Annotated in this window: 29 protein-coding genes and 1 pseudogene; 17 read left to right on the forward strand and 13 right to left on the reverse strand. The window is 67.3% G+C overall.

Annotation, left to right across the window (positions count from 1 at the left end; translation table 11 throughout):
- Positions 1 to 20: 20 nt before the first annotated feature.
- Genes ACWDUN_RS25120 through ACWDUN_RS25130 form a run of 3 tightly spaced genes read right to left on the reverse strand, consistent with a single transcriptional unit; the run spans position 21 to position 5175 of the window.
- Positions 21 to 320 (reverse strand): STAS domain-containing protein, encoded by a 300-nt coding sequence (locus tag ACWDUN_RS25120; protein ID WP_449932918.1) that lies wholly within the window; start codon positions 318 to 320, stop codon positions 21 to 23.
- Complete coding sequence (locus ACWDUN_RS25125) at positions 320 to 4465, reverse strand: SpoIIE family protein phosphatase (RefSeq protein ID WP_449932920.1); 4146 nt, start codon at positions 4463 to 4465, stop codon at positions 320 to 322. Before ACWDUN_RS25125 ends, ACWDUN_RS25120 begins: the two co-directional genes overlap by 1 nt.
- Entirely contained in the window at positions 4462 to 5175 is a 714-nt protein-coding gene (locus tag ACWDUN_RS25130) for a GAF and ANTAR domain-containing protein (RefSeq protein WP_449932922.1), read from the reverse strand. The genes ACWDUN_RS25125 and ACWDUN_RS25130 overlap by 4 nt, the downstream gene beginning before the upstream one ends.
- Before the next feature lie 314 nt (positions 5176 to 5489).
- Here ACWDUN_RS25130 and ACWDUN_RS25135 point away from each other — a divergent pair, with 314 nt between their 5' ends.
- The 4 genes from ACWDUN_RS25135 to ACWDUN_RS25150 are packed head-to-tail and all read left to right on the forward strand — an operon-like array spanning position 5490 to position 8742.
- Positions 5490 to 6500 (forward strand): YihY/virulence factor BrkB family protein, encoded by a 1011-nt coding sequence (locus ACWDUN_RS25135; protein WP_449932924.1) that lies wholly within the window; start codon positions 5490 to 5492, stop codon positions 6498 to 6500.
- A gap of 15 nt (positions 6501 to 6515) precedes the next feature.
- Positions 6516 to 6701 (forward strand): hypothetical protein, encoded by a 186-nt coding sequence (locus ACWDUN_RS25140; protein ID WP_449932925.1) that lies wholly within the window; start codon positions 6516 to 6518, stop codon positions 6699 to 6701.
- 1 nt (position 6702) lies between these two features.
- Entirely contained in the window at positions 6703 to 7776 is a 1074-nt protein-coding gene (locus tag ACWDUN_RS25145; RefSeq protein WP_449932927.1) for an NAD-dependent epimerase/dehydratase family protein, read from the forward strand.
- 36 nt (positions 7777 to 7812) lie between these two features.
- Positions 7813 to 8742 carry an NAD(P)/FAD-dependent oxidoreductase gene (locus ACWDUN_RS25150; protein ID WP_449932928.1) on the forward strand — a complete coding sequence of 310 codons (930 nt, stop codon included), beginning with the start codon at positions 7813 to 7815 and terminating at the stop codon, positions 8740 to 8742.
- Between the two features lie 17 nt (positions 8743 to 8759).
- Here ACWDUN_RS25150 and ACWDUN_RS25155 read toward each other — a convergent pair whose 3' ends face one another.
- Together ACWDUN_RS25155 and ACWDUN_RS25160 are read right to left on the reverse strand one after the other, a co-directional pair.
- On the reverse strand, positions 8760 to 8888 hold the full coding sequence (locus ACWDUN_RS25155) for a hypothetical protein (RefSeq protein WP_449932929.1): 129 nt from the start codon (positions 8886 to 8888) through the stop codon (positions 8760 to 8762).
- Between the two features lie 32 nt (positions 8889 to 8920).
- Complete coding sequence (locus ACWDUN_RS25160; protein ID WP_449932931.1) at positions 8921 to 10258, reverse strand: APC family permease; 1338 nt, start codon at positions 10256 to 10258, stop codon at positions 8921 to 8923.
- Between the two features lie 225 nt (positions 10259 to 10483).
- On the opposite strand from ACWDUN_RS25160, the gene ACWDUN_RS25165 reads away from it, so the two are divergent.
- Both ACWDUN_RS25165 and ACWDUN_RS25170 read left to right on the forward strand, forming a co-directional pair.
- Positions 10484 to 11041 carry a CsbD family protein gene (locus ACWDUN_RS25165; protein WP_449932933.1) on the forward strand — a complete coding sequence of 186 codons (558 nt, stop codon included), beginning with the start codon at positions 10484 to 10486 and terminating at the stop codon, positions 11039 to 11041.
- A gap of 22 nt (positions 11042 to 11063) precedes the next feature.
- Positions 11064 to 11738, forward strand: a complete 675-nt coding sequence (locus tag ACWDUN_RS25170) for an IF2 family translation initiation factor (RefSeq protein ID WP_449932934.1) — start codon at positions 11064 to 11066, stop codon at positions 11736 to 11738.
- Positions 11739 to 11741: 3 nt separating this feature from the next.
- Here ACWDUN_RS25170 and ACWDUN_RS25175 read toward each other — a convergent pair whose 3' ends face one another.
- On the reverse strand, positions 11742 to 11891 hold the full coding sequence (locus tag ACWDUN_RS25175; RefSeq protein ID WP_449932936.1) for a hypothetical protein: 150 nt from the start codon (positions 11889 to 11891) through the stop codon (positions 11742 to 11744).
- Between the two features lie 52 nt (positions 11892 to 11943).
- Here ACWDUN_RS25175 and ACWDUN_RS25180 point away from each other — a divergent pair, with 52 nt between their 5' ends.
- Both ACWDUN_RS25180 and ACWDUN_RS25185 read left to right on the forward strand, forming a co-directional pair.
- Positions 11944 to 12660: an SDR family oxidoreductase gene (locus ACWDUN_RS25180; RefSeq protein ID WP_449932937.1), complete on the forward strand. Its 717-nt coding sequence runs from the start codon at positions 11944 to 11946 to the stop codon at positions 12658 to 12660.
- Positions 12653 to 13468 carry a hydroxypyruvate isomerase family protein gene (locus ACWDUN_RS25185; protein WP_449932939.1) on the forward strand — a complete coding sequence of 272 codons (816 nt, stop codon included), beginning with the start codon at positions 12653 to 12655 and terminating at the stop codon, positions 13466 to 13468. The genes ACWDUN_RS25180 and ACWDUN_RS25185 overlap by 8 nt, the downstream gene beginning before the upstream one ends.
- Here ACWDUN_RS25185 and ACWDUN_RS25190 read toward each other — a convergent pair whose 3' ends face one another.
- On the reverse strand, positions 13469 to 13621 hold the full coding sequence (locus tag ACWDUN_RS25190; RefSeq protein WP_449932941.1) for a hypothetical protein: 153 nt from the start codon (positions 13619 to 13621) through the stop codon (positions 13469 to 13471). It abuts the gene before it with no gap.
- Positions 13622 to 13772: 151 nt separating this feature from the next.
- Positions 13773 to 14345, reverse strand: coding sequence for a TetR/AcrR family transcriptional regulator (locus tag ACWDUN_RS25195; protein WP_449932942.1), 573 nt, complete (start codon positions 14343 to 14345; stop codon positions 13773 to 13775).
- Between the two features lie 84 nt (positions 14346 to 14429).
- Between ACWDUN_RS25195 and ACWDUN_RS25200 the strand changes: the two genes are divergently transcribed.
- Positions 14430 to 15221, forward strand: a complete 792-nt coding sequence (locus tag ACWDUN_RS25200; RefSeq protein ID WP_449932943.1) for an SDR family NAD(P)-dependent oxidoreductase — start codon at positions 14430 to 14432, stop codon at positions 15219 to 15221.
- A 32-nt stretch (positions 15222 to 15253) separates the two neighbouring features.
- On the forward strand, positions 15254 to 16156 hold the full coding sequence (locus ACWDUN_RS25205; protein ID WP_449932945.1) for an SDR family NAD(P)-dependent oxidoreductase: 903 nt from the start codon (positions 15254 to 15256) through the stop codon (positions 16154 to 16156).
- On the opposite strand, the gene ACWDUN_RS25210 is transcribed toward ACWDUN_RS25205, so the two are convergent.
- On the reverse strand, positions 16142 to 17326 hold the full coding sequence (locus ACWDUN_RS25210) for a metallophosphoesterase (protein WP_449932947.1): 1185 nt from the start codon (positions 17324 to 17326) through the stop codon (positions 16142 to 16144). The two genes, ACWDUN_RS25205 and ACWDUN_RS25210, sit on opposite strands and share 15 nt — an antisense overlap.
- A gap of 223 nt (positions 17327 to 17549) precedes the next feature.
- Between ACWDUN_RS25210 and ACWDUN_RS25215 the strand changes: the two genes are divergently transcribed.
- Positions 17550 to 17939: an STAS domain-containing protein gene (locus tag ACWDUN_RS25215; protein ID WP_449932948.1), complete on the forward strand. Its 390-nt coding sequence runs from the start codon at positions 17550 to 17552 to the stop codon at positions 17937 to 17939.
- Positions 17940 to 17974: 35 nt separating this feature from the next.
- On the opposite strand, the gene ACWDUN_RS25220 is transcribed toward ACWDUN_RS25215, so the two are convergent.
- Positions 17975 to 18835 (reverse strand): SDR family oxidoreductase, encoded by an 861-nt coding sequence (locus ACWDUN_RS25220; RefSeq protein ID WP_449932950.1) that lies wholly within the window; start codon positions 18833 to 18835, stop codon positions 17975 to 17977.
- A 309-nt stretch (positions 18836 to 19144) separates the two neighbouring features.
- On the opposite strand from ACWDUN_RS25220, the gene ACWDUN_RS25225 reads away from it, so the two are divergent.
- From ACWDUN_RS25225 to ACWDUN_RS25235, 3 genes are all read left to right on the forward strand, one after another.
- The gene (locus tag ACWDUN_RS25225) at positions 19145 to 19585 is read left to right on the forward strand and encodes an Hsp20/alpha crystallin family protein (RefSeq protein WP_449932952.1); all 441 of its coding nucleotides are present in this window, start codon (positions 19145 to 19147) and stop codon (positions 19583 to 19585) included.
- 135 nt (positions 19586 to 19720) lie between these two features.
- On the forward strand, positions 19721 to 20380 hold the full coding sequence (locus tag ACWDUN_RS25230) for a PAS and ANTAR domain-containing protein (RefSeq protein WP_449932953.1): 660 nt from the start codon (positions 19721 to 19723) through the stop codon (positions 20378 to 20380).
- A gap of 104 nt (positions 20381 to 20484) precedes the next feature.
- Positions 20485 to 20919 carry a hypothetical protein gene (locus ACWDUN_RS25235; RefSeq protein WP_449932954.1) on the forward strand — a complete coding sequence of 145 codons (435 nt, stop codon included), beginning with the start codon at positions 20485 to 20487 and terminating at the stop codon, positions 20917 to 20919.
- Between the two features lie 216 nt (positions 20920 to 21135).
- On the opposite strand, the gene ACWDUN_RS25240 is transcribed toward ACWDUN_RS25235, so the two are convergent.
- Positions 21136 to 21813 (reverse strand): TetR/AcrR family transcriptional regulator, encoded by a 678-nt coding sequence (locus ACWDUN_RS25240; protein ID WP_449932956.1) that lies wholly within the window; start codon positions 21811 to 21813, stop codon positions 21136 to 21138.
- Between the two features lie 94 nt (positions 21814 to 21907).
- Here ACWDUN_RS25240 and ACWDUN_RS25245 point away from each other — a divergent pair, with 94 nt between their 5' ends.
- Genes ACWDUN_RS25245 through ACWDUN_RS25255 form a run of 3 tightly spaced genes read left to right on the forward strand, consistent with a single transcriptional unit; the run spans position 21908 to position 24827 of the window.
- Complete coding sequence (locus tag ACWDUN_RS25245) at positions 21908 to 22591, forward strand: hypothetical protein (protein ID WP_449932957.1); 684 nt, start codon at positions 21908 to 21910, stop codon at positions 22589 to 22591.
- Positions 22588 to 23397: an SDR family NAD(P)-dependent oxidoreductase gene (locus tag ACWDUN_RS25250; RefSeq protein WP_449932959.1), complete on the forward strand. Its 810-nt coding sequence runs from the start codon at positions 22588 to 22590 to the stop codon at positions 23395 to 23397. The genes ACWDUN_RS25245 and ACWDUN_RS25250 overlap by 4 nt, the downstream gene beginning before the upstream one ends.
- Positions 23394 to 24827, forward strand: a complete 1434-nt coding sequence (locus ACWDUN_RS25255) for a cytochrome P450 (RefSeq protein WP_449932960.1) — start codon at positions 23394 to 23396, stop codon at positions 24825 to 24827. The genes ACWDUN_RS25250 and ACWDUN_RS25255 overlap by 4 nt, the downstream gene beginning before the upstream one ends.
- A 60-nt stretch (positions 24828 to 24887) precedes the next feature.
- Here ACWDUN_RS25255 and mbp1 read toward each other — a convergent pair whose 3' ends face one another.
- Entirely contained in the window at positions 24888 to 25127 is a 240-nt protein-coding gene (gene mbp1, locus ACWDUN_RS25260) for a microaggregate-binding protein 1 (RefSeq protein WP_449932961.1), read from the reverse strand.
- A gap of 183 nt (positions 25128 to 25310) precedes the next feature.
- A pseudogene (locus tag ACWDUN_RS25265) lies at positions 25311 to 25507 on the reverse strand (hypothetical protein); the annotation flags it as partial.

Raw genomic sequence — 25507 nt, forward strand, 5'->3', positions numbered from 1 at the left:
CGTACCCGGCTTGCCGGAGCTCAAACGGTCGTCACCTCGACCATGTCCGCCAGTCCGCTGATGGTCAAGATGGCCGTGAGCAACCGATTGGCCACGATGCGTATGTGGTCGGCGTGCTGGAACAGCGCATTGATGGCCGCGCTGTCGAGGTAGTTCACCTCGGCGAGGTCCACGGTGAGCAGATCGCCGGTCTGGCTCAAGGCCGCCTGTAGCGCGGTGGTGAAGGCGTCCACGTTGCTCAGATCGATCTCTCCGGTGGCTTTCACGGCGAGAGTGCCATCGGCGGAGCGGTTCTCGATGACGGTGAGAGCGGTGTTCATCAGTTGATCCTTGCGTGCATGTCGACGGTGGTGCCGAGATCATCGGATTGGATGGCGACCTGCTGGGTGAGGGCGCGCATCAGCTGCAGGCCGCGCCCACGGGTGGGATGGGGTACCGCATCGGCGGGCTTCCAGGCGCCGGTGTCGGCAACGCGAAGGTGCACGTTGTCGCCGCTGACATACCCGGTCAGCGTGACGGTGCCGACCCGCCCGCCGCGGTGACCGTGTTCGATCGAGTTGGCGATCGCCTCGCCGACCGCGACGAGCAGATCCTGGACCTGTTCGGCGTTGACCGCGTTGCGCGTCAACCAGATCCGCAGCGCATCCCGGGTGGTGGCGAGCTGCCCGACATCGGCGGGCACGCTGATGTGCAGCGGCCCGGGATGCCGGTACAGCAGAACGGCCACATCGTCGGAATACCCCTCCGGCGGGGTCATCGCGGCGATCAGATGGTCGGCCAGCTCATCGGCGGGCTCGATCGAACTCGCGTCGCGCAGCAGTTCGCCGGCGCGTGCGATACCGTCGTCCAGGGATTCACGGCGCCGTTCGACCAGGCCGTCGGTGTAGATGAACAGCATGGCACGTGCGGACAGCACGGCCTGCGCGTCGGTGCGACCGCGGCCGGGACGGACACCCACGGGCAGCCCCCGCCCGTGATCGAGGGTGTGCACGGTATCGCCGGCGTCCACAACGATCGGCGGTGGATGGCCCGCGTTGGAATAGGTGAGCTTTCCGCTGTCGGTGTCGAGCACGCCGCAGAACACCGTGGTACACCGCGCCCCCGGCAGTTGCGCGGCGAACCGGTCGAGACCGGTCAGAGCGGTTGCGGGGGACAGGTTTTCGAGCAGCAGCGCGCGGCATGCGCTGCGTAGCTGACCCATCACCGTGGCGGCGTCGAGCCCATGTCCGACGCAATCGCCGACGATCACACCGACGCGCCCGTCGGCCAGGTCGATGACGTCGTACCAGTCGCCGCCGACCTGCAGCGGTGTGGTCGCCGGCCGGTAGCGCGCGGTGAATCCGGGCGGCAGCGCCGATGGTCCGAGGATGGCGTGTTGCAGCGCGACGGCGGTCTGGTGCTGTTGGTCGAGCCGATGCGCCCGGTGCAGTCCCTGACCGAAATGTCCGGCCAGTACCGTCAACAGCGTGCGGTCCGGTTCGGTGAACGGACGGTTCTCGGCGAGTTCGATCCATATCACCAGCAGCCCGTCGGGGTGCTGTACGGCGATCGCCGCCGCGCCGGACCCCTCGGTCAGCGGGGTGAGCGGATCTGTGTCGCAGAGCGATTCGATGAAGCTGCGGGTGTTCGGCGCTAGCTCGGTCCACTCGATGGCCGGCCCGGCGACGATCAACCGTGGAACATCGGTGGCGTCGGCAAGGGTGAACACGGCCGCCAGCACGCGCCGGGCCTGCCAGACCTCGCGTAGCACCGCGGCGGTGGACTCGACGGCCGCCCCGACACTTTCGGCACTGACGAGGGCATGGTTCAGTTCGGCCAGGGCGGCGTCGTGGCGGCGGCTGTAGTGTTCGGCGGTGGCATCGCGCAACGTACCGACGGTCAGACGTTCGCCGGTATCGGGATCCTCGGCATGGGTGAAGGTGAAGGTGACCCAGAGGCGGTGTCCCTCCCGATGCGTGACCGGCACCGTGTACACACCGCGGTCGCGGTGCAACAGGTCATCGAATGCCACCGCGACCTGTTGATAGGCGTCGGGGTCGGTATCGGGATCCGGCCACCAGGGATGAACGGCGTTGTAGGGCAGGCCTTCGTGTCCGTATCCCAGGATCTCGGTGAAGGCGGTGTTGATCTCGACGACGTTGCCCGCCTCGTCGCAGATGAAGAACGCCTCCTGCAACGAGTCGATGAGCGCGGCATGCCAGCGTTCATGGTGGCTGCGCGTGCGTGCCAACGAGATGTTGACCTGTACGCGGGCCAACAGTTCGGCGGCGGCGAAGGGTTTCACCAGGTAGTCGTCGGCACCGGCACGCAGGCCGTCGATGGAGGCCTCCGGGCCGGCGCGCGCCGACAACAACAGGACCGGTAGCGCTGCGGTGCGGGGATCACCGCGCAGTGCGGCGACGAGTTGCAGACCGTCGATGTTCGGCATCATCACGTCGCTGACCACCAACTCGGGTGGGTGACTGCGAATCTGGTCCAGCGCCTGCCGGCCGTCGGCAGCCTCCTCGACGGAATACCCGGCGCCGGTGAGCAACCGCGCGATGTAGTGCCGCATGTCGGCGTTGTCGTCGGCCACCAGCACCCGGGCCGGTGAATGCTGTTTCGGGACAGGAGAGTCCGCCGAAGCGCCGTCGGCTGCCGCGTCGTCGCCGGGGAACCAGCGCAATGCCTCGGCGAGATAGGGCTGCGGTGTCGGGGCCGGTGCCGTGCCCACCTCGGGCTGCGCGCGGACGGACTCGGCCGGTAGGTGGGCACTGCCGAAGGGGATGCGTACCGTGAAGCTGGTGCCCACGCCCTCTAGGCTTTCGGCGGAGATGGTGCCGCCGTGCAAGGTGACGAGTTCACGCACCAACGCCAGCCCGATGCCGCTGCCCTCATGCGATCGGGCCCACACGGTCGGGATGCGGTGGAACCGCTCGAACAGTCTCGGCAGCTCATCTGCGGGTACACCGATTCCGGTATCGGCGACGGTGATGATGGCGTGGGTGTTGTCTGTTTGCGTCCGGACCGTGATGGAACCTTCGGCGGTGAACTTGACCGCATTCGACAAGAGGTTCAGCACCACCTTCTCCCACATGTCGCGGTCGAGGAACAGTGGCTCACCCAGCGGGGTGCAATCCACGATGAACATCAGACCCGCTCGCTCGACCGCAGAGCGAAATCCGCTGGCCAACTCGGCCGTCAGTTCGGCGGCGTCCAGCGGTGCGTAAGTGGCCTCCATCCGGTCGGCTTCGATCCTGGAGAAGTCCAGCAGCGTGTTGACCAGCTTCATCAGCCGTAATCCGTTGCGCTGCACGACCTCCAGTTCGCGACGCGCATCATCGGCGATCTCATCGTCGGTGAGCAGTTCGGCCACCGGGCCCAGCATCAAGGTCAGCGGGGTCCGGAACTCGTGGCTGATGTTGGAGAAGAAGACGGTCTTTGCCCGGTCCAGTTCGGTGAGTTCGGCGGCGCGCCGTTGCTCGGCCGAGTAGCTTCGAGCCCGGCCGATCTCGCCGGCGACATGTCGGGCGACCAGGTCGATGAAGCCGCGGTAGGCATCATCGGGCGGCCGGTACCGGTTCAGGCCGGCGATGAGGACGCCGTACGGTGCGACGCCTTGCTGGGCAAGGGGCGCCAGCAGCGCCCGGACGGGCGGGCGCGGCCACGGTCCGGCGGGCAGGTCACCGAACGCGTCGCCGTCGAGGTCGATGACCGTGGTCTGGCCACCGAAGGCGGGTCCGCACGGCCAGACGCCATCCGCGGTGATGGGTAGCACCTCGGGCGCGGCGGGGTGGTCGGCCGGGAGTCCGCTGCGCGCCGCCAGCCGCGCGCGACCGTCACGGTCGAACAGGTACAGCAGGGTGAATGGCAGATCGAAGGGGTTGCGGCTGAGCTTCATGCCCACCGCGTGCAGCGTCTGCTCTTCGGAGGGAAGAAGATCGGGATTCGACCCGAGCTCGCGAAGCGTGGCCATGCGCCGCTCGCCGATCACCCGGATGGTTTCTTCGCTCACCACGCACAACAAGCCGACGATGCGTCCGTCGTCGCCGCTGAGCGGGCTGTAGGAGAACGTGTGATAACTCTCCTCGGGGAAACCCGAACGCTGCACGATCAGCATCAGACCCTCGTCCCAGGTCGACTGCCCGGTGCTGAGTACCTGTTCGATGCGCGATTCGATATCGCCCCAGATCTCGGCCCACACCTCGCGGGCGGGGCGTCCCAGCGCCCACGGATACTTCTCACCCAACGTGTGGTGCCGATAGGAGGCGTTGCAGAAGAACGTCAGTTCCGGGCCCCAGGCCATCCACATGGAAAACCGTGAGCTCAGCACGGTCCGCACCGCGGCTTGCAGGCTCAGCGGCCAGGTGGACGGATCGCCCAACGGTGTGTCCGCCCAGTTGACTCGGGCAAGGTCCTTGCCGACCTCGGAGTCTGCGGCGAAAACGTCACCGGCCGCGAAGGACCGGCTGTCGTCGACGGTCATTCGCCGGCCGGGTTCTCGGTCGGCAGCGTCGCCTCATGCTCCGACACCAGCCAGCGGGCGACCTCCACCAGTTTGATGTTGGCGTTCTGCGACGTCTTGATCAAGAGCTCGAAGGCCTGCAGGCCGTTCAACTTCCGCTCGTGCATCAACAGTCCCTTGGCCTGGCCGATCAGGTCGCGGCTGGCCAGGGCTTGATTGAACTGATCCTCGGCCTCGGCGCCGAGCATGGCGAAGGACGCATGCTGAGCCAGCACGTCACCGATCAACAGCGAGTTCGCCGCGAAGACGCCGGGTTCGTCGCCATAGATCGTCAGCACCGCCAGGCGGCCCTCGGTGGCGAACAACCGCAGCCACAGTGCACTGCGGACACCGCGTCGGACGGCCGCCTGCCCCAACCGGGGCCAGCGAGCGTCGGTGGACATGTCGGCCACGTGCACGCTGCGGTGGCGGCGCAGCGCCTGCTCCCACGGCCCCTCGTCCAGCGATGTCTGCGCATGGTCGAGCTCACCGATGATGGGGCCGGTGGCCGCTTCGGTCTCGACGCGACCGTCGGTGACCACCGAGACGCCGGCCCACCGCGCGCCCGGAACCATGTCCACCGCGCCCGCGACGATCGTCTGCAACGTGGCCGAAGTCTCGCGCTGATGCTGGAGTTGGCCCGCCAGGGCACCCAACATTTCCACCCATTCGGGCACGGACCGGTCGTCCATGACAGGAGAGTATGCGATCGGGGCATTTCGGCAGACCAGAGCGCCGAGAGCATCGTTTGCTGGACTGTCCGGTGGCGTCGACGTTGCCCGAATGATGGGTCCGCGGGTTTCCCAGTAGGTAGCCTGGCCCCAGCATCGGAGGCGCGGGCTGCTTCGCACTGATGTCAGGTGAACTCAGGGTGATCAGCAGCCGCGTTGAGCAGCCAGCGGGATCGGAGCCTCACCGCCGGAAGAGATATCGCAGGTGTGAGAACACGGGCCACAGTGGGTACCCCCGACCGGCGGCAGACGGCCGCCAGGGGTGGGAGGTCACGATGCTCAAGTGGCTGGATCGTGTGCAGCAACGCAGCCGCGCGGCCGGCTTCGCCATCGCCGTGGTCTACAAGTACATCGATGATCAGGCCAACTACCTTGCCGCCCTGATCACCTATTACGCCTTCGTCTCACTGTTCCCGTTGTTGCTGCTGCTGACCACCGCACTCGGCGTCGTACTGCGGGACCGGCCCGACTGGCGCGAGCAGATCGTGGACTCCGCGATCAGCCAGTTCCCGCTGCTCGGCGATCAACTCAGCGAGCCGAGCGCGCTCAGCGGCGGCACGACCGCCGTCGTCATCGGCATCGTCGGTGCGCTCTACGGCGGGCTGGGTGTCGGCACGGCGCTGCAGAACGCGATGGACACCGTCTGGGCCGTGCCCCGCTACGTGCGTCCCGATCCGATCAAGGCCCGGTTGCGCAGTCTGATGCTGCTGTTCGTGCTCGGGTCGGCGCTCATCGCCACCACACTGTTGACGGCCATCGGCAAGAATTGGGCGAGCCTGGGATTCCTGGGCACCGGGGTGGTCCTCATCGCGTCGCTGGCACTGAACACCGCGGTCTGCGTCGCGGCGTTCCGGGTCACCACCGTGCAGGAACTGAGCGTGCTGCAGGTCCTTCCCGGCGCGGTGCTCGCCGCGGTGCTGTGGCAACTGCTGCAATGGTTCGGCGCCACCTACGTCTCGCACGTGGTGGCCTCGGCCAGCGTCACCAACAGTGTGTTCGCCATCGTGCTGGGCCTGCTGGCCTTTCTGTATCTGGTCGCCACATCGCTGCTGGTGTGTGCGCAGATCAACGCGGTCCGGGTGAACCGGTTGCACCCGCGGGCGCTGCTGACCCCCTTCACCGACAACGTCGATCTGACCGCCGCCGACCGCCGTATGTACGCCGGCCAGGCCGAGGCACAGCAGGCCAAGGGTTTTCAACGCGTGGATGTCACATTCGACGAACCCGACAGCGGTGAAAGCGTTTCCGGGCAGGGAGGCGAGGGTATGGCCGGAGCAAGCCGTTAGAGGAAGGGGACACCCGTGAGTGTCACCGGTCGTGCGAAATCTGCCAGCCGATTCGTGATGAAGATGCAGCGCCGGATCGTCATCGCGCAGGCCCTGTGGTGGCCCACGCTCATCCTGACCGGCGCGGTGGCCGGCACCGCGGCGGCCGTTGCGGTCAAACGCCGCGCGGCCGCGCCGCCGCCGCAGCCGGAACTGGTGTGACATGCGAATCGTCATCACCGGTGCCTCGGGCAATGTGGGCACCGCCCTGCTGCGCCGACTCACCGAGACCACCGATCATGAACTAGTCGGGATCGTGCGCCGCCCGCCCGAACCGGTCGACGTGTACGCGCGCGTACGGTGGCACAGCGTGGACCTGGCCGACAGTGACGCCTCGGCCGGCCTGCGACCCATCCTGGACGGTGCGGACGCCGTCGTGCACCTCGCCTGGGGATTTCAGCCCACCCGCAATATCGATTACCTGCAGCGGCAGGGCGTCGGCGGCACCGCCGCCGTGCTGCAGGCCGCTCACGCCGTATCGGTCGGCCAGTTGCTGCACATGTCCTCGGTCGGCACCTACGCGGCCGGTCGGTACGGCACGCCGGTCGACGAAACCTGGTCGACCGCAGGCATTTCCACCTCACCGTACAGTCGGCACAAGTCGGCCGCCGAGGCACTGCTCGACGAGTACGAACGCACCCACGGCGACACCGGCGTCAGGATCGCCCGGATGCGGCCCGGGTTCATCGTCCAGCGCGCCGCGGCCAGCGGCCTGATGCGCTACGCGCTCCCGGGCTATGTGCCGATGCGCATCGTGCCGCTGTTGCCGGTTCTGCCGCTGGATCGCCAGCTGTGTATCCCGCTGATCCACAGCGACGATGTGGCCGCCGCCTTCGTCAGCGCGATCGAACGGCGGTCCGCAGGTGCTTTCAACCTGGCCGCCGAGCCGCCCGTGACCCGTGACGTGGTGGCAGCGGCAATGCACGCCAAGCCCATCCATCTGCCCTCCGGCATTCTGGGCACACTGGTCGACGTCAGCTGGCGGGCCAGGCTGCAACCGATCGACCGCGGCTGGCTGGACATGGCATTCAGCGTTCCGCTGCTCGACTGCTCGCGGGCGCGCGCTGAACTCGACTGGCAGCCGCAGTGGACGTCCGCAGCGGCGCTGGCCGACGTGCTGCACGGAGTCGCCGCCGAGGCGCACACGGACAGCCCGCCACTGCGCCGACGCTCGCTGCTCGAGCAGTTCGCCCGGGACCTCACGAAAGACCAGTTGACGACGAGACGGCTGCCATAACGTTTGCGGCGCTCCCGCCCGGGGATTCAAGCGCTCGTGAACGAGTGGGAATGTGTGGTCGTCGGCGGCGGAGCGGCGGGGTTGAGCGCCGCCCTGGTGCTCGGCAGGGCTCGGCGGCGGACGCTGTTGATCGATGCCAACCGACAGAGCAACCGTGCCGCGCCCGCGATCGGCGGGCTGCTCGGCTTCGATCAGCGATCTCCGGCCGAGCTGTACGCCAAGGGCCGTGAGGAGCTGACGGCATACCCGAGCGTCGAGTACCGCAACAACGAGGTGCTGTCCGGTAGGCCCGTCGAGGCCGGCTACGCCTTGGAACTCGATGACGGACAGGTGGTTCACAGCCGTCGCGTCCTGCTCGCGACCGGGATGGATTACGTGCCGCCGGACCTGCCCGGCGTGGCGGCGATGTGGGGATCCTCGGTGTTCCAGTGCCCGTTCTGTCACGGCTGGGAAATGCGCGACAAACGTTTGGCGGCATTGGCATCCGGTGCCGAGGCGGTACACGCGGCTTTGATGTTGCGCGGCTGGAGCGAAGACGTGGTGCTGCTGACCGACGGTCCTTCCGACCTCGACCCCGCACAGACACAATTGCTCGCGACGGCGGATGTCACCATCGACGAGCGCCGCGTCACCGAACTGATCGGCTCCGATTCGGTGCTGTCCGCCATTTCCTTCAGCGACGGTGATCGCTTGGAACGGGACGGTTTACTGGTGGAAGCACCGCTGCGGCAACGATCTACGCTGGCTGAGCAACTTGGTGCCTCGGGCACCGCCGGACCGCTCGGGCCGGACGTGCTGACGATCGATCCGTTGCATCGGACCGACGCACCGACGGTGTTCGCGGCGGGGGACCTGTGCGCCGAACAGCCCTATATCGCGGGTGCGATCGCCGCGGGTTCGCAGACCGCGATGATCGTGGTGCAAAGCCTGTTGGCCGACGAGTTCGGCCTGCCCTACCCGCCGTGACGTCGACGGCGGTGGTCTCAATCGTTGTCGGCGTCGGGCAGACCCTCCGGCGGCGGCGTCGCGTATGCGGGATTGGCCGTCGGCACTTCGGTATTGGGCTCATCGCCGGGTTGATTCTCGGTGTCGCCGCCATCTGGTGATGTCATCGGACTTCCTTCTCTAGGGTTGGGATACGGGGTCATCCGTTGAGCCGGCGCCCGGCCGCGCGCGTCACCACGAACAGCACCGCGCCCGCAGCCAGCAAGATGCCCGCGAACAGCCAGACCTTGGCCGATTGCTGGGTCAACAGCACGATGCATGACGCCACGCCGAGCACCGGCACGATCGTCCACACGCGGAAATGCGGGTGGTCGACGCGGTCGCGGCGCAGCACCAACACCGCGATGTTGGTCGAGATGAACACGAACAACAGCAGCAGCACCACGGTCTCGGCGAGTGTGGACAGGTCACCGATGAGCGTGAGCAGCATGGCGACCGCGGTGGTGGTCACGATCGCCACCCACGGTGTGCGCCGTTGCGGCAGAACGCGACTGAGCTGGTGCGGTAGTAGACCATGCTCGGCCATCCCGAACGCCAGCCGGCTGGACATGATCATGGTCAGCAGGGCGCCGTTGGCCACCGCAACCAGCGCGATGGCGCTGAACGCCCAGTCGGGTACGCCCAGACCGGATGCCGACACCACGTCGAGGAGTGGGCCGCTGGACTGTGACAACTCTTCGGGCGCCAGCACCGCGGCACTGGCCAGACCGACGAGGACGTACACGATGCCCGCGGTGATCAACGATGCGAACAGCGCCATCGGATAGACCTTGCTCGGATCGCGGATCTCCTCGACGACATTGGCCGATGTCTCGAATCCGACGAACGAGTAGTAGGCGATGATCGCCCCACCCAGGATCGCCACCGCCGGCGTCGAACCGTTGGGAAATTCGACGACGCGACCCATATCGCCGCGGCCCTGACCCACCATCACCGCACCCGCGATGATCACGATCAGCAGACCGGTCAGCTCGATGGCGGTCATCACCACATTGCTCTTCATCGACTCGCTGATACCGCGGGCGTTGAGCGCGGCCACCAAACCGAGGAAGACGATGGCGGCCGGAACGGCGGGCACATCGATGAAGGTGGCCAGATAGTCACCGGAGAACGCCAGCGACAGGCCTGCCGCGCTGGTCACCCCCGCAGCCAGCATGCAGAAGCCGACCAGGAACGAGATCAGCGGCCGGCGGAAGGCACGCTCGGCGAACACCGCGGCACCGCCTGCCTTCGGATATTTGGTTACCAGCTCGGCATACGAACCGGCCGTCAGCAGCGCCAACAGCAGCGCCACCAGCAGCGGTGCCCACAACGCTCCGCCGACCTCGCCGGACAGCACGCCCATCAGTGCGTAGATACCGGCGCCCAGCACGTCGCCGAGGATGAACAGGAACAGCAGCGGCCCGGTGATCCTGCGCTTGAGCTTGCCGTCGGGCGCGGCGTCGGGCGGTGCGTGCACCGCAGCGTCGGAGGCCATGCGGCGGTGTACCCCGCCAGAACCGGTTGCAAGCCTGAGGATGCCGACAACGTCGTCCATCCAACGAAAGAACGCTCCGTACACGCGCACGATCCGTTTCAACGCCTGACGAACGAGTATCCAGTCGGGGTGCCCGGCGCGTGGCGATGCAGCGCGCCGATGCCACCTGACCGATGACAGCGATGGCCCGCCAGAGCCACCGGCCGGCGTGCCGCAGGGGGACCGATGACAGATCAGAACAAGTCCGACCAGGCCCGAAAAGGCCTGATCGACTCCGTGAAGGGTAAGGCCAAGGAGATCGCGGGCGCCGTGACCGGCAACGACTCGTTGACGGCCGAGGGACAGCTGGAGCAGACCCAGGCGCGTCAGCGCAAGGAGGCCAACAGCGCCGAGGCCGTCGCCGACGCCGAGGCCGACGCGGCCCGCGCCGAAGAGACCGAGGCGCGTCAGCGCGCCGCCACGCAGCGCACCGCGGTGCAGCGCAGCACTGCGGCCGTGGAGGATTCGGTGGACCGCCAGCGCGCCGTGCAGGAGCAGGCCGGGGTGCAGGCCGTACACCAGGACGCGGTGCGCGAGGAGGCGCAAGCCGTGCGCGACGCCGAGCACGAGGTCCGACGCGCCGAGGCCCGAGAGCATGTCGAGGCGCGGCAGGCCGGGGCCGAGGTATCGGAGGCGCTCGATGATCACGCAGCACAGGTGCACGACGCACAGCAGGAACAGGCCAAAGCCGACGCGCTGCGACAACGTGCCGACAAGCTGACCGATCAGTCCGACCTTCCCTGAACCGCAGAACCAGGAGCCCGAAATGAACCTCATCGAACTGCCGCGCACCGTGCTGCGGCTGCAATATCAGATTGTCCGAATTCCGTTGCAACTGCTCGAAGATCGCGTCATGTCGCGGATGGAGAGCGAAGCGCCCGCGCGACTGATCTACGAACGGTCCCTCGGTGCGCTGGACGCGGCGATCGGTAATGCGTTGGGCGAGCGTCGGATGGCGCACGAAGGTGTCGTGCTCGCCGAGCGCAGCGCCGCGCGCGCCCGGGCGGCGCAACTCGATGCCGAGGCGGATGTCAAGCGGCAGCAGGCCGACGCCCGGTTGCGGGATGCGAAGGACGACGCGCTGCAGGACCGCAGGCAGGCCCGCGCCGCGAAGGAGTCGGCCGTCCAAGGTGCCCGCGAGGATGCCGCGCAACGCCGGCATGACGCCGAGGAGAGCGCCGCGCAAGAGTCCGCTGCGGTGCGACAGCAGGCCGCACAAACCGCGGCGCAGAAGAAGGAATCCGCCGAGGCTGCCAAACAGCGCGAACTGGATCGGATCAAGGCCGCCGAGAAGTCGGTGGCCGGCGACGCCCAGGACAAGCGTGCCGATGCCCGCGCGAAACAACGGGCGGCCGATGACAAACGGGCCGAGGCCGATCGGGTGGAGGAGTTGGCCGAAGCCGAGCGGCGCGAACGTCAGGCGCAGCGCAGCAGCACGTGATGCTCAGTCCGAGGGTTCGTCCCGGTGTTTCTCCACCACATCCGGGGCAACCTCGCGGGTGGCCATGCCCCCGGTCCGGCCCTGATCGGTCGGACCGGGCGGTGTGGCCTTTTCGTCGTTTTCGGCGTGGGACGAGGGTCTGGGATCACTCATGCGCAGGGAGTGCCCGGTGTGAGGCGGAGTGAATCCTGAAACAATCGATGCCATGCGCGACGTCGCCTCGGACAAGGTCATCATCGTCACCGGTGCCGGCAGCGGCATCGGCCGTGCCACCGCACGCGCCCTGCTGGACGCCGGCCACCGGGTGGTCCTGGCGGGAAGGCGGGCGCAGACCCTGACCGCGGCGGCCGACGGCAGGGCGAATGCGCTGACCGTGCCGACCGATGTCACCGACCCGGCCTCGGTGCGGGCACTGTTCGAGCAGACGACGGCGGCTTTCGGACGGGTCGACGTGCTGTTCAACAATGCGGGCGTATTCGGTCCCGGTGCGTCGATCCTCGACATCGACGACGACGCCTGGCACTCGGTGTGGCGGACCAACGTCGACGGTGCGGTGTTCTGCGCCCGCGAGGCGGCCCGCATCATGTCCACGCAATCGCCGCGCGGTGGCCGGATCATCAACAACGGATCGCTGGCCGCGCACCGGCCCCGGCCCGACAGCGTGGCGTATGCGGTGACCAAACACGCGATCAGCGGCCTGACCGCCTCGATGCTGCTGGACCTGCGGGACCACGACATCGACGTCTGCCAGATCGACATCGGCAACGCCGCCACGGAAATGACCAGTGGCTTCACCGAACCGTCGATCGATGTCACCCACGTCGCCGACACCATCGCCCACATCGTCAGTCTCCCGGTGACGGTGTCGGTTCCGACCATCACGGTCATGGCCCGCGGAATGAACTATGTCGGGCGTGGCTGACCCCGGCCACTTTGTGGTCAACTGCTCGATCCTGCTGACCCACCTGCCGCTGCTGCGCCGACCGCAGGCCGCCCGCGATGCCGGCTTCGGGGCGGTCGAGTTCTGGTGGCCCTTCGACGATTCGGTGCCCGGTGACGCCGAGGTCGATGCGTTCGTGCGAGCGATCGGCGACGCCGGGGTGCGCCTGGCCGCGCTGAACTTCGCCGGTGGCGATATGACGGCAGGGGAGCGCGGCATCCTGTCAGATCCGCTGCGCATCAGCGAGTTTCGCGACAATGCCGAGGTGGCGTTCGGTATCGGTGCACGGCTGGGAACCTCGGCGTTCAATGCGCTGTACGGCAACCGGATCGCGGGCTGCCACGCCGCGCGCCAGGACGAGGTGGCCGCGGGGAACCTGGCGCTGGTGAGCGCCCGGGCCGAGGAAGTCGGGGCCACCATCCTGATCGAACCACTCAGTGGTGTCGCCGGTTACCCGCTGCGCACCGGGGCCGAGGTGATCTCGGTGCTCGACCGGATCGGTGCACCGTCACTGCGCCTGCTCGCCGACCTCTACCACCTGAGCGTGAACGGCGATGACCTCACCGGCGTCATCGAGGCGTACGCCGACCGCATCGGACATGTTCAGTTGGCCGACGCCCCGGGCCGGGGCGAACCCGGGACCGGGGACATCGACTTTTCGACGCATCTGGCGCATCTGCACCGGCGCGGCTACCGCGGCGACGTCAGTCTCGAATACCGCAGTGCGGCGGCGGATCCGTTCGGATGGCTTGCGCCGTCGCGGCGATCCGCCGGCCCGTGGAACCGTTGATCAGCGGGGTGCGGCGTCGCCGAATTCGTAGCGCTGCGCCACGGCGATCAGTTCCTCGCGAACCGTCGAGTGGGGCATGGCGTTGATCCGCGCGTAGAGGCGTCGCCGGCTGTTGGCCCGCTTCACATCGGCACGAAACTTCGCGAACGACATTCTTCTCACTCCTAAAAGTGCCCTGGGTCACAGGGCATTGGCTTCAAATCTGGTGTCACAGTTGGGATCACCGAACAGTGCAACGCTTCGATCGTCGGTGTTAATTCGATGTAACGCAAGTTTTGCGATGTGAGTTTGGTGACAGAGGAGCCTATTTCGTGCCGAGCGCGGCAGCGAGCGTGCTGCTGAGCAGCATCCGCAGTTCGTCGGCGCCTGCGGCTTCGAGTGCGGCCGTGCCCAGCACGCGGCGCATCAACAGGACCCCGGCGATCACCGACAGCACAACCTCGCCGCGTAGCGCACCCTGCGGACCCGGCAGCCGCCGCGCCAACCGCGCGCCGACGTGCCGGGTGATCGCGTCGCGCACGATCTCGGTGGCGCGCGGATTGGACACCGAGCGCAGCAGGATCAGGAAGGGCTCCGGGGTGTCGACGTCCGGAGCGGTCCGCTGCACCAACGCCTCGACGATGCCGCCGATGAGCGCCTCGGGGTCTTCGGCCACGAACACCGGAGTGGCGAACGAGGTGTCGACCGCTTCGGCGAACAACTGCTCCTTCGACCCGAAGTAGCGGTTGACCAGCATCGCCGTCACGCCGGCATCGCGGGCGATCTCCCGGACGCCGACACCGTCGTATCCGGCGCGGGCGAAGTGCCCAACGGCCGATTGCAGGATCGCCTCGCGGGTCGCGGCGGCGTTGCGGCGGCGCGGCGGTGCTGGCGGCATGTCGCCACGGTAGGGAATAACCCGGGCGAAATCTACATTTGTAGACATGTTGATAAGTCTACCGCTGTAGATATGGAGGACGTCATGGATATGGGACTGGCCGGCAGACGCGCGCTGGTCACCGGATCGAGCACCGGACTGGGGCGCGCGATCGCAGAAATGCTCGCGGCGGAGGGGGCGGCGGTCATCGTCCACGGTCGCGATGCCGCCCGCACGCAGGAGGTTGCCGCCGGGATCCGCACGTCCGGCGGACAGGCCACGGCCGTGCTGGGCGACCTGAGCAGCGACGATGGGGCCGCCGATGTGGCCCACCACGCCGGGGAGGTCGACATCCTGGTCAACAACGCCGGCTATTACGACGGACTGTCCTGGTCGCTGGCCACCGCCGAGGAATGGTTGCGGATCTATCAGGTCAACGTGGTCTCGGGAGTCCGCCTGATCGGTCACCTGGTACCAGGGATGCGACGGCGCGGTTGGGGCAGGGTCATCCAGATCGGCGGCGGGCTGGCGCTGCAGCCGGCCGCATTGCAACCGCACTACAACGCCACCCTGGCAGCGCGGCACAACCTCACCGTGTCGCTGGCCCGCGAACTGGCCGGCACCGGCGTCACCGCCAACATCGTCGCGCCGGGCGCCATCCTCACCGATCCGGTGCGCGACCTGACCACCTCCGTGGCCGACCAACACGGTTGGGGGCCCGGCTGGGAGGACATCGAACGGTCGGCGTCGGCGCAGTGGTTCCCGAACGACATCGGACGCTTCGGCCGACCCGCGGAGATCGCGGCCGCGGTCACGTTCCTGGCGAGCGAACACGCCGGCTACACCAGCGGCGCCGACATCCGCGTCGACGGCGGCGTCGTCCGCAGCGTCTCCTGAAATCCCCATCAGCACAACGAAAGCAGCGAACAATGACACAGCAATCCCTGGTATTCCTGGTCTCCGGCGCCTCCCGCGGGCTTGGCCGCGATATCGTGTCCGCCGCGCTGGCGGCCGGTCACCGGGTGGTCGCCGGAGCGCGGTCCACCTCGGCGCTGGCCGATCTGGCCGCCGATCACCCGGACCGCCTCGCGGTCGTCGCCCTCGATGTCACCGACGGTGACCACGTGCGCGCCGCCATTGCCGCCGCGGTGAACCGCTTCGGACGCCTCGACGTCCTGGTCAACAATGCCGGCTATGCCAACATGGCGGCCATCGAGGATGTCGACTTCGACGACTTCACCGCACAGTTGGACACCAACTTCCTCGGCGTGGTCCGCCTGACCCGTGCCGCGCTGCCCATCATGCGGGCCCAACGCGGCGGGCACATCGTGCAGGTCTCGTCGGTGGGCGGCCGGATGGCCCGGCCCGGACTGGCCGCGTATCAATCGGCGAAGTGGGCGGTCACCGGCTTCTCCGGTGTGCTCGCCATGGAGGTGGCGCCGCTGGGCATCAAGGTCACCGTCTTGGAGCCCGGAGGTATCCGCACCGACTGGGCGGGATCGTCGATGCGTATCGACCCGGTCCGCGCCGAGTACGCCGAGACCGTCGGCGCCGCAATGGCGATGAGTCGCACCGGCAACCTGGTGGCCAGTGATCCGGCCAAGGTCGCCGCGCTGGTCCTCGAGATCGTCGGGATGCCCGAGCCGCCGGCGCGGCTGCTGGTGGGACCGGATGCCTACCGCTACGCCACCGCTGCCGGACGGGAACTGCTGGCATCCGACGAGCGGTGGGAGGCGCTGAGCGTCTCGACCGCCGCCGACGACCTCACCTCGGATCAGCTCGATCCGCTCGCAGCCCAGAATGGCCGGGAGACAACATCATCCGGCGCGTAGCGTGAGCAGCGTGATCTCGCTGGGCGCGAACACCCGAAAGGGTGGCCCCCAGTACCCGGTGCCGCGGCTGGTGTAGAGCTGTGTGCGCTCACCGTGCGCGCTGAGCCCGTGGACCACCGGCTGGTCGAGCCGCACCAGGAAGTTGAACGGCCAGATCTGGCCACCGTGGGTGTGTCCGGAGATCTGCAGGTCCACCCCGGCGGCCACCGAATGCCGGATCTGCTTGGGCTGATGCGCGAGCAACAGCACCGGCAAGCCCGGATCCGCACCGGCCAGCGCGGTGGTCAGGTCCTGCCCGTGCCCCGCGGCACCCGAGCCCGCCGCGGTGTCGTCGTCCACCCCGGCGACGACCAGTCGGTCACCGCCGCGTTCGACGATCAGGTGGCGATTGTGCAGGGCGTCCCAGGCGAGGGACTCCATATGGTCCATCCAGCCCTGCGCCTCACTGAAGTACTCGTGGTTACCGGTGACGTAGACCCGCGTCGCGGCCCGCACGGTGGCCAGCGGGGCGGCCTGTTCGCGGCGCACGTCGACGGTGCCGTCGGCAATGTCCCCGACGTGGCAGACGATATCGGCGTCGAGATCGTTGACCCGGGCCACCATGTCCGCCGACCACCGTGCACGGTCGATCGGGCCGTAGTGGGTGTCGGTGATCATGGCGACCCGCAGCCCGTCCAGACCACGGCCCAACCGCGGCAGATGCACCTCGACCTGCCGGATCCGCGGGATGCGCATCGCCTCGCGATATCCCCAGACCAGCAGACCGGCCGAAATGGCCAGAACCGCAGTGGCAACGATCCGTGATCGCATCGGATCCTCGACACCGGCGGCCAGCAGCACCAGACGGGCCACATTGCCCATCACCGACCACACGAACAACACCCAGATCACCCCGAGCAGCACGTCGCCGATGGCGGACGGGACATCTCGGTGCTTACCGTGCCCGGTGAACAGCAACGTCGGCAAGGCGATGAGCATGGCGGCGAAGATCAGCGTGCCGACCACGGTCACCGGGGCGGGCCAACCGCCCGCCGCGACCACCGTCCACCACGGCACGCCGAACAGCAACGTCAGCACGGTCATCACGACCGCGGTACGACGCAGGCGTACGCGGGCCCGGCGGGGTTGACGTGCGGTTTCTTCGACCACTTCGGCTGGGTTGTCGGTCATGGCACCGCGATCTTGATACGTGACGGTGTCACCGACGCTACCGACGCGGTGCACCGTCCGGGTTTCGCTGACATGACCTGCACGGACCTGATCTTGTTGCCGAACGGACCTGTTCGCCAGTGCCTGTGTGACGTAAGCTGGACGCATCCTGCTTTTTGCTCGACGGTTAAGAGTCAGCCTGCGAGCCATCGCGCCCTACCATTTATGGTCTGCGAGGTCTCCGATGACCGATTCCAATTTTTCCTATTTTCACCCGACATGCACCGTGGTCGAACGGTGGGTCGGCTCGACCCTCATCATCGACTGCACCGGCGCGCTCGACGTGACCACGGCGTCCGTGCTCGAAAGCCACATCTGCGCCGGGTTCAAGGCGAATCCGACCGCGATCGTGGTCGATCTGTCCGGTCTCGACTTCCTGGCGGCTCGCGGCATGAATGTGCTGATCGGCGCGAACACGTCGCTGCGCGGCCGTATCGCCTTCGCGGTGGTCGCCGACGGGCCGCGTACCCGCCGCCCGATGGCGATCCTGGGCCTGGACACTGAGGTCGACATGCACACCACCGTGGACACCGCACTGGCATCTCTCGGTCCTTCCACAGCGGCGGCGGGATAGATCGAACCGCCTCTGCCCGCTGGATTTCGGTGGTGTTATCCGGGTAGCGTCTCGCCGCCGATCGGTGCCAGTACCTCACCGCTGTAGTACGACGACATCCGGCCGGCGGCGAAGAACACATACGACGGTGCGATCTCATCGGGTTCGGCGGCACGTCCCATCGGGGCCTGCTCGCCGAACGACTCCGTCTTCTCGGCGTCCATGGTCGCCGGGATCAGCGGAGTCCACACCGGGCCCGGTGCAACACAATTCACCCTGATGCCGCGGTCGCTGAGAGCCTGGGCCAACGAATAGGTCAGTGCCAGGATGGCGCCCTTGGTCGCCGAGTAGTCGATCAGCGACTTGTTGCCGCGCAGTCCGTTGATGGAACTGGTGTTGATGATGTTGCCGCCCGGTGTCAAATGTGACAGCGCCGCCTTCGTGACGTAGAAGAAACTGTCGATGTTCACCGCGAACGTGCGGCGCCACTGCTCGTCGGAGAGTTCGGCCAGATCATCGACGGGTGACTGATAGGCGGCATTGTTGACCAGGATGTCCAGCCCGCCGAGGGTCGACACGGTGTCGGCGACGATCTGGCGGCAGTGTGCGGGGTCGGCCAGGTCTCCCGGGAGTGCGAGGCCGCGTCGCCCCTGCGCTTCGATCAGACCGACCGTGTGATCGGCATCGGCGTCCTCTTCCAGATAAGCGATCGCCACGTCGGCGCCCTCTTTCGCGAAGGCCGCGGCGACCGCGCGCCCGATCCCCGAATCGCCGCCGGTGATGAGTGCTCGCTTACCGGCCAACAGATCGCGACCGACGTAGTCGCGCATCTCATCTCGAGGCCGACGGTCCATCTCGTCGGTGCGTCCGGGGTAGGGGATGACACCGTGCGGGGCCGGGTCGGATTGCGATGACATGGTCTCTCCAGGGGTGCTGCGGTGGTCTGGTGCGGGATGCGCGTGAGGTACCCACCCGTTGGGGCCCGAAACACGCCGGGCGTGTGCCCGCCACCCGTGCATGTGCTGCTGTTCTGGCTCGCCGACGAGAGCCACTGCACCGCAGCATGTCCCGGGCCTTCTGGACGGAGTGCGAATTTGCGCGGTTTCGCAAAATGGATAGAACTGATGCTGGCACTCCGCGGTGGCGAGTGCTAAATTCTGAATCGCACAGTGATTTGGCTGCCCGCCGGGTGGCGGGCTCCGGACATGACGAGGAGGTGGATTGCTGTGCTTCGTTTTGATCCATTCGGTGACGCCGTGACCCGGGAACTCGCAAACCAGGTCGGCTCGGCCCGTGCCCCACGATTCATGCCGATGGACCTCTACAAGGTCGACGATCATTACGTGCTCACCGCGGACCTGCCGGGTGTCGATCCGGGTTCGGTGGATGTCAGCGTGGACAACGGCACCATGACCCTGACCGCGCATCGCAGCGCTCGATCCGATGAGGCGGTGCAATGGCTGTCCAACGAGCGATTCTCCGGAACCTACCGGCGCCAATTGTCTCTCGGTGAGGGCATCGACTGCTCCCGTATCTCGGCCACCTATGAAAACGGTGTGTTGACGGTGAGCATCCCGCTTGCCGAGCGTGCCAGGCCGCGCCGCATCGAGGTGACTCACGCGGGCGGTGCCCGCACCATCGAGTCCAGTACCGCCGGCTCGACCTAGAAGTCGGGTATCGCGCACGGCCGCAGTCAGTCGACTGCGGCCGTGCATCCGGCAACAATGAAGTCCGGCCGTCGCTCTTGCTGGCACGCAACACATCCCGTCAACCCGGTCGGATCGACATCCGAGGGGGATGCTATGCCACGTGACGGCCACGGCGGTGAGGAGTCGACAACCCAACGTGTGGGTTGGTACCGATACCATTTCGGCGACGAACGCTGGGAGTGGTCGGACGACGTGCTGTCGATGCACGGGTATCCTCCCGGAAGTATCCGCCCGACAACGGATTTGGTGCTCAATCACAAGCACCCCGAGGACCGGGACCGGGTCGCGGCCGCGTTGCAGACCATCCGGCGTACGCATGAGCCGTTCAGCATCCGGCATCGCATGGTCAATGTGCACGAGGATGTGCGCGAGGTGATGATGATCGGTGAGAGCCTGCGCGATGCCGCAGGGGAGGTGGTCGGTGCGCAGGGCTACTACATCGATGTGACGCCCGATGACAAGGCGCGCGACGTCGCCATCACCGAGGCGGTGTCCGAGATCGCCGACAACCGGGCCGTCATCGAGCAGGTGAAAGGCATTCTGCGACTGTTGTACCGCATCGATGCCGACGCGGCGTTCGCGGTGCTGAAATGGCGGTCCCAGGAAACGAATGTCAAGCTGCGCGCTCTGGCCGAACAGCTGATGAGCGATTTCACCGAGGTGGCCGGCGGAGACTCCCTGCCGCCGCGCACGGTGTTCGACAACATCCTGCTGACCGCACACAACCGGGTGTCGGCGCGCAGGAAGGACTGACTCCGGCCGGCACCGTGAACAATGCGCAAAGAACGCGGTTGCGGGTGTCTACACCGCGTATGGGCCGACCCACGATTGCGTCGCATGGCGTAGGTGTAAAAGGCATGACACTTCCGGACGTCGACCCACTCCCGCCTGCGCGGTGCGCTGTCAGTGCCGGGCACAGCGTGCCGGCCACCGGCCTTGCCGATCGCCGGGTGGCCGAGTGGGCTCGTGGACATGGCATCTCGGTGACCGCGCACGACGATCGTGACCTCGACCTCATCCGCTACCACCGCATCCGGCCCATCCAGGTCGTGTTCCGCTGCGGCGGTGCCGAAACCGCATTGCGGCGTGCCGTGGCCTCCGCGGTGTCACGTTTCGTCGTCACCTCGGAACCGCAACTGACCCGCCTGGCGGCCTGGGCGGACGGTGTCCGCTACCTCTACCTCGACGATCGGGCCCCATTGATGCTGGGGGACGGCCGGCTCAGGGTGATGGGTCTGCACTCTCACGTCGGCGATGACGCCGATGCTGATGAATGGGGTTGTGCAGCATGAAAACTCGTCGCACGATCGGCGGTCGTGCGGGCATGCGGCTCGGTGATCCGACGGGTCGTCCTCAGCGGCGGGTCGACCGAGCTGTGGTGCCGTGCGGATTCGGACGTGGCAAGGGCCATCATCGCCGCGGTCGAGATTGCGGTGGTCGATGAGAGTGCGCGCCATCAGTTGGCCTGCCCGGCCATCACGTTCGCCGCGCAGCACTGAGGGCCGGGGTCACCGGTCGATCCGCGAGCGCGCGATATCGGCGGCGCCGTTGCCGGTGATGAGCCACAGGGTGACGAGCCCCTCCACCAACTGTTCGACGGTTACTCGTGCGCGGCCATCGATGAACGCAAGGATCGCATCCGCGGTGCCGCCGATCACGAAGGCCGGCGCGATCTCGGCCAAGGGGTCGGACTCCAGTTCGACATCGTGGACGGTGCGGGCATGCCCGACCAGCACGGCCGTCAGCCCGCGCATCACCATTTCGCGGTGTTGGTGCAGGGCGGGGGAGGTGGAGACGCCGCCGAGGAGCACGCGCGCCCGGCGCGGATCCATGACCAAGGTCCGCACCACGGTGTCGACGGCGACCGTGGCCTGGCGTTCCAGCGATTCGGCAGTCGCGGTTGCCACCGCCGTCAACGTCGCGGCGCTGACCTCAAGGGCGATCTCGTCGACGGCGGCTGCGGCCACGGCATCCAGGTCGGTGAAGCTCTCGTAGAAGTAGCGCTTGTTCAGGCCGGCGGCCCGGCACAGCTTGTCGACGGTGATGGCGCGCCATTCGTTGGCCGCGATGACGTCGAGGGCGGCCTCGATCAAGCGTGCCCGCCGGTACAGGCGGCGCGCATCGGCGGACTGACCGCCGTAACTGCGTTGGGAAACCTCGGGCACCGCACGATCGTCCCATCTCATCGGTGCACACCCTTGACACGCATCCAATAATTCTGGCACGGTTTGGTGCCAGAGTGAATGGCACAACTTCGTACCAGAATTTGAGAAGAGGATCATGAGCCTTTCGTCGGCAGCACGCGACACCGGACACCACCCCTCGGCCGGCGCCTCGGTGCTCACCGACCTGCGCACGCTGGCCGCGACGGCGCCGGCGCTGGCGCGCCGCCATGGCTGGGATTACCTGCGCGATCTGGGCGACGACGGCCGAAGCGGTCAACTGCACCTACTGTTCGCCCAGGGCAGCGCACCGCAATGCCTCGACGGTGCATTCGAAGGCTTGATCGTGGGCAAGTTGTTCGGCATTCCCGAGGCGCAGCTGGCCAACCCGCTGCTCAAGATCGATCCCACCTGGCGCGGCAAGACCTTCGACGACCGGTCCGGTACGGGGTTCAACCGGCTCTCGTTGATCTCGCGTGTGGCGATGCCCGTCATTGCTCCCGGTTATCGCGGCCTGCGGCGCGTCGGATCGGAGATGGTCGGCTTCCACTTCAAGCACTCCGTCGATACCGCGGCGGTGGCTCCCTTCATCAAGGTCCGCGCTCTCGACTACGGCGTCGAGGAGTATCGCAATCCCAGCGTGCGCACCTTCCCGATCAAACGCACCCGCGATGAGATCGTCGAGCTGACACCGGGTTTGTACCTCGGGCGGGCGCTGCTCACCATGCCCGACGGCGAGGTGCGCCTGATCGCCTACTTCGCGTTGCGCGAGTTCAGTGACGAGGGCGCGGTGCACGCATGATCGCGCTGCGCGGTGCGGTCGCTTGCGTCACCGGGGGAGCCCGCGGCATCGGACTGGCCACCGCAACCGAACTGAGCCGCCGCGGCGCCACCGTGCTGATCGGCGATATCGACCACGCCGAAGCCGAACGTGCCGCCCGTCAGATCGGCGCACACGCGACCCATCTGGACGTCACCGACGTCGCCAGCGTCGCGGACTTCCACGCGCGGGCAACCGAACTGGGCCCACCGGCCATGCTGGTCAACAACGCCGGCATCCAGTACATGGGCGCCTTCGCCGATCAGCGGATCGAGCTCTACCACCGCGAGATCGCGGTCAACCTGACCGGCGTCGTCAACGGGATGCACACCTTCCTGCCGGGGATGCTCGAGCGCAACCGCGGTCACATCGTCAACATCGCCTCGATGGCGGCCAAGGTCACCACGCCGGGAATGTCGGTCTACTGCGCCACGAAGTACGCCGTCGCGGCGTTGTCCCGCGCAGTCCGTGCCGAGATCGCCTCCTCGGACGTCACCGTCACCGCCGTGCTGCCGACGGCGGTGCACACCGAGCTGACCGCCGGCGTATCGCTGGACCTGCTGCCGACCCGGCGGCCCGAACAGATTGCCGAGGTGGTGGCCGACAGCGCGAGCCATTCGTGGCGCGAGGTCACGGTGCCGCGCTGGCTGGCACCGGTGGCGATCATCGAGGAGATGGCACCCGAACCCATGCTGCAGTGGATGAAAGGCATTGCGACGCAGCGGCGCCCGCCGGGTGACTTCGACGCCGATGTACGGCGGGCCTACTTGGACCGGATCGGGCAATGAGCACCGCCGTCGGGTCCGAGGCCGCCGCGGCCGCGAAGGTGCGACTGCAGTACGCCGCCGCGTCGTTGACATCGCGGTTTCCCAGTCGCGAGCATGCCCTGGCGCGACCGCCGGCGGGCTCCGGTCTGCGTCCGGTCATGGGCAACTACGGCTTTCCGGTGATCGGGCACATCATGAGCTCGCTGGTCGACCCGCTCGATTTCGCGCGCCGACGCTACGACCGGTACGGCCCGGTGTCGTGGGCCGGTGGGGTCGGCTTCCGGATCGTCACACTGATGGGTCCGGAGGCGCTGGAGGCGGTGTGGATCAACAAGGACAAGGCTTTCTCCAGCGAGCGTGGCTGGGCGCCGGTCATCGGCCCGTTCTTCCATCGCGGGATCATGTTGCTGGACTTCGAGGAACATCGCGATCACCGGCGGATCATGCAGCAGGCTTTCACCCGGTCGGCGCTGGACGGATACCTGCGTCTGATGGGGCCGGGAATCGACCGGACGGTGGCCGACTGGCCCTCGGCTCAACGGTTTCCGTTCTACACCGCCGTCAAGGACCTTCTGCTGGATCTGGCCGCCGAGGTGTTCGTGGGTGCGACGCTGGGCACGGAGTCGGCACAGCTGGCGGCCGACTTCCACGACACGGTGTGCGGCGGGCAGGCGCTCATCCGGGCCGACGTGCCGGGTGGCACGTGGGCGCGCGGGCTGCGCGCGCGGGAACGGTTGGAACGCTACTTCGCTCGGCAGGTGCCCGGTCGCCGGGCCGGTGACCGGGCCGATCTGTTCTCGATGCTGTGTCACAGCCGCAGCGAGGACGGTGAAGGGTTCTCCGATGCCGACATCGTCAACCACATGATCTTTCTGTTGATGGCCGCTCACGACACCAGCGCCATCGCGATCGCGATGCTCGTCTACGAGCTGGGTATGCACACCTCGTGGCAGTCGAAGTTGCGTGCCGAAGCCCTGGCCGGCGATGCGGAGCTCAGTGTGGATGGCCTGCAGGGCTATCCGCTGCTCGACGCCGCCTTCAAGGAGATCCTGCGGATGTATGCGCCGGCCGGGACGCTGTTCCGACAGGCGGTCAAGGACACCGAGGTGGCCGGTCACTACATTCCGCGTCGCAGCCAGGTGGCCGTCAACGTGTACGCGTCGATGCGGCTGGCGGATTGGTGGTCCGAGCCCGACACGTTCGACCCGGGCCGGTTCACCGATGGGGCGGATGCGAGTGCGGTCCATCGATACGCGTTCGCGCCGTTCGGTGGGGGCGTCCACAAATGTATAGGCCAGCAGTTCGCCGATATGAGCGTCAAGGCGATCATGCTGGCGGTGCTGCGCAACTTCGACTGGCGTATCCGCTCGGGCTATCGGCCCCGGATGGTGTGGGGCACCGGTCCCACGCCGGCCGACGGTCTGCCGATCACGATGCAACGACGCGCCTGACACGTCAACGGGCCCCGTCCTTTTCCAGGACAGGGCCCGTCGGTCCAACTGTGCCGGCTTCTACTTCGCGTTCTCAGCGGTCTTTTGGCGTGCCTCGGCGGCGTCGGCGGCGGCGCGGGCCGCGTCGGCCTGGGCTTCCTTCTTCGCGACGTTGCGCTCGGCCTCGGCCTTGTCCTGCTGGGCTCGGCCCTCGTCGCGCAGGCTGTCGTTGTCGGTCACGATGCCGATGACTTCCTTGGCCTTGCCCTTCACATCCTCGACGACACCGCTCACGGCGTTCTCGGGTCCACTGTCAGCCACTTCAGGCTCCTTTCGGTCAGGTCGATCGCTGGCTCAGAGGTACCCCGATGGTCAATTCGCGCAAACGGTGATCTATATCACACCGCGTTTCGCGGACCGCCGTTACCGCGCGGCCGGGTGAAGGCGCCGCGAATCGATTTGTCCCGCAATCGTTGCCGCGGCGACGGGCATGGTGGCCCGTTCTCAGAACGGTGGCGGGTCGCTGTCGGTGTAGGTGGTGGTGTGGTCGGGGGCTCGGGTCTTCGCGGTCGGGTGTTTGCGGGTGTGTTCGAGTGCGAGTTCGGTTGCGTTGCGGACGCGTTCGGCGTTGATGCGGTATTCGCGGTCCTGTTGTCGGGTCCGCTGTCGGGTGGGCAGGGTGGGTTCGCGGGTGTCGTGGT

This window comes from Mycobacterium sp. NPDC003323, from assembly GCF_053589535.1.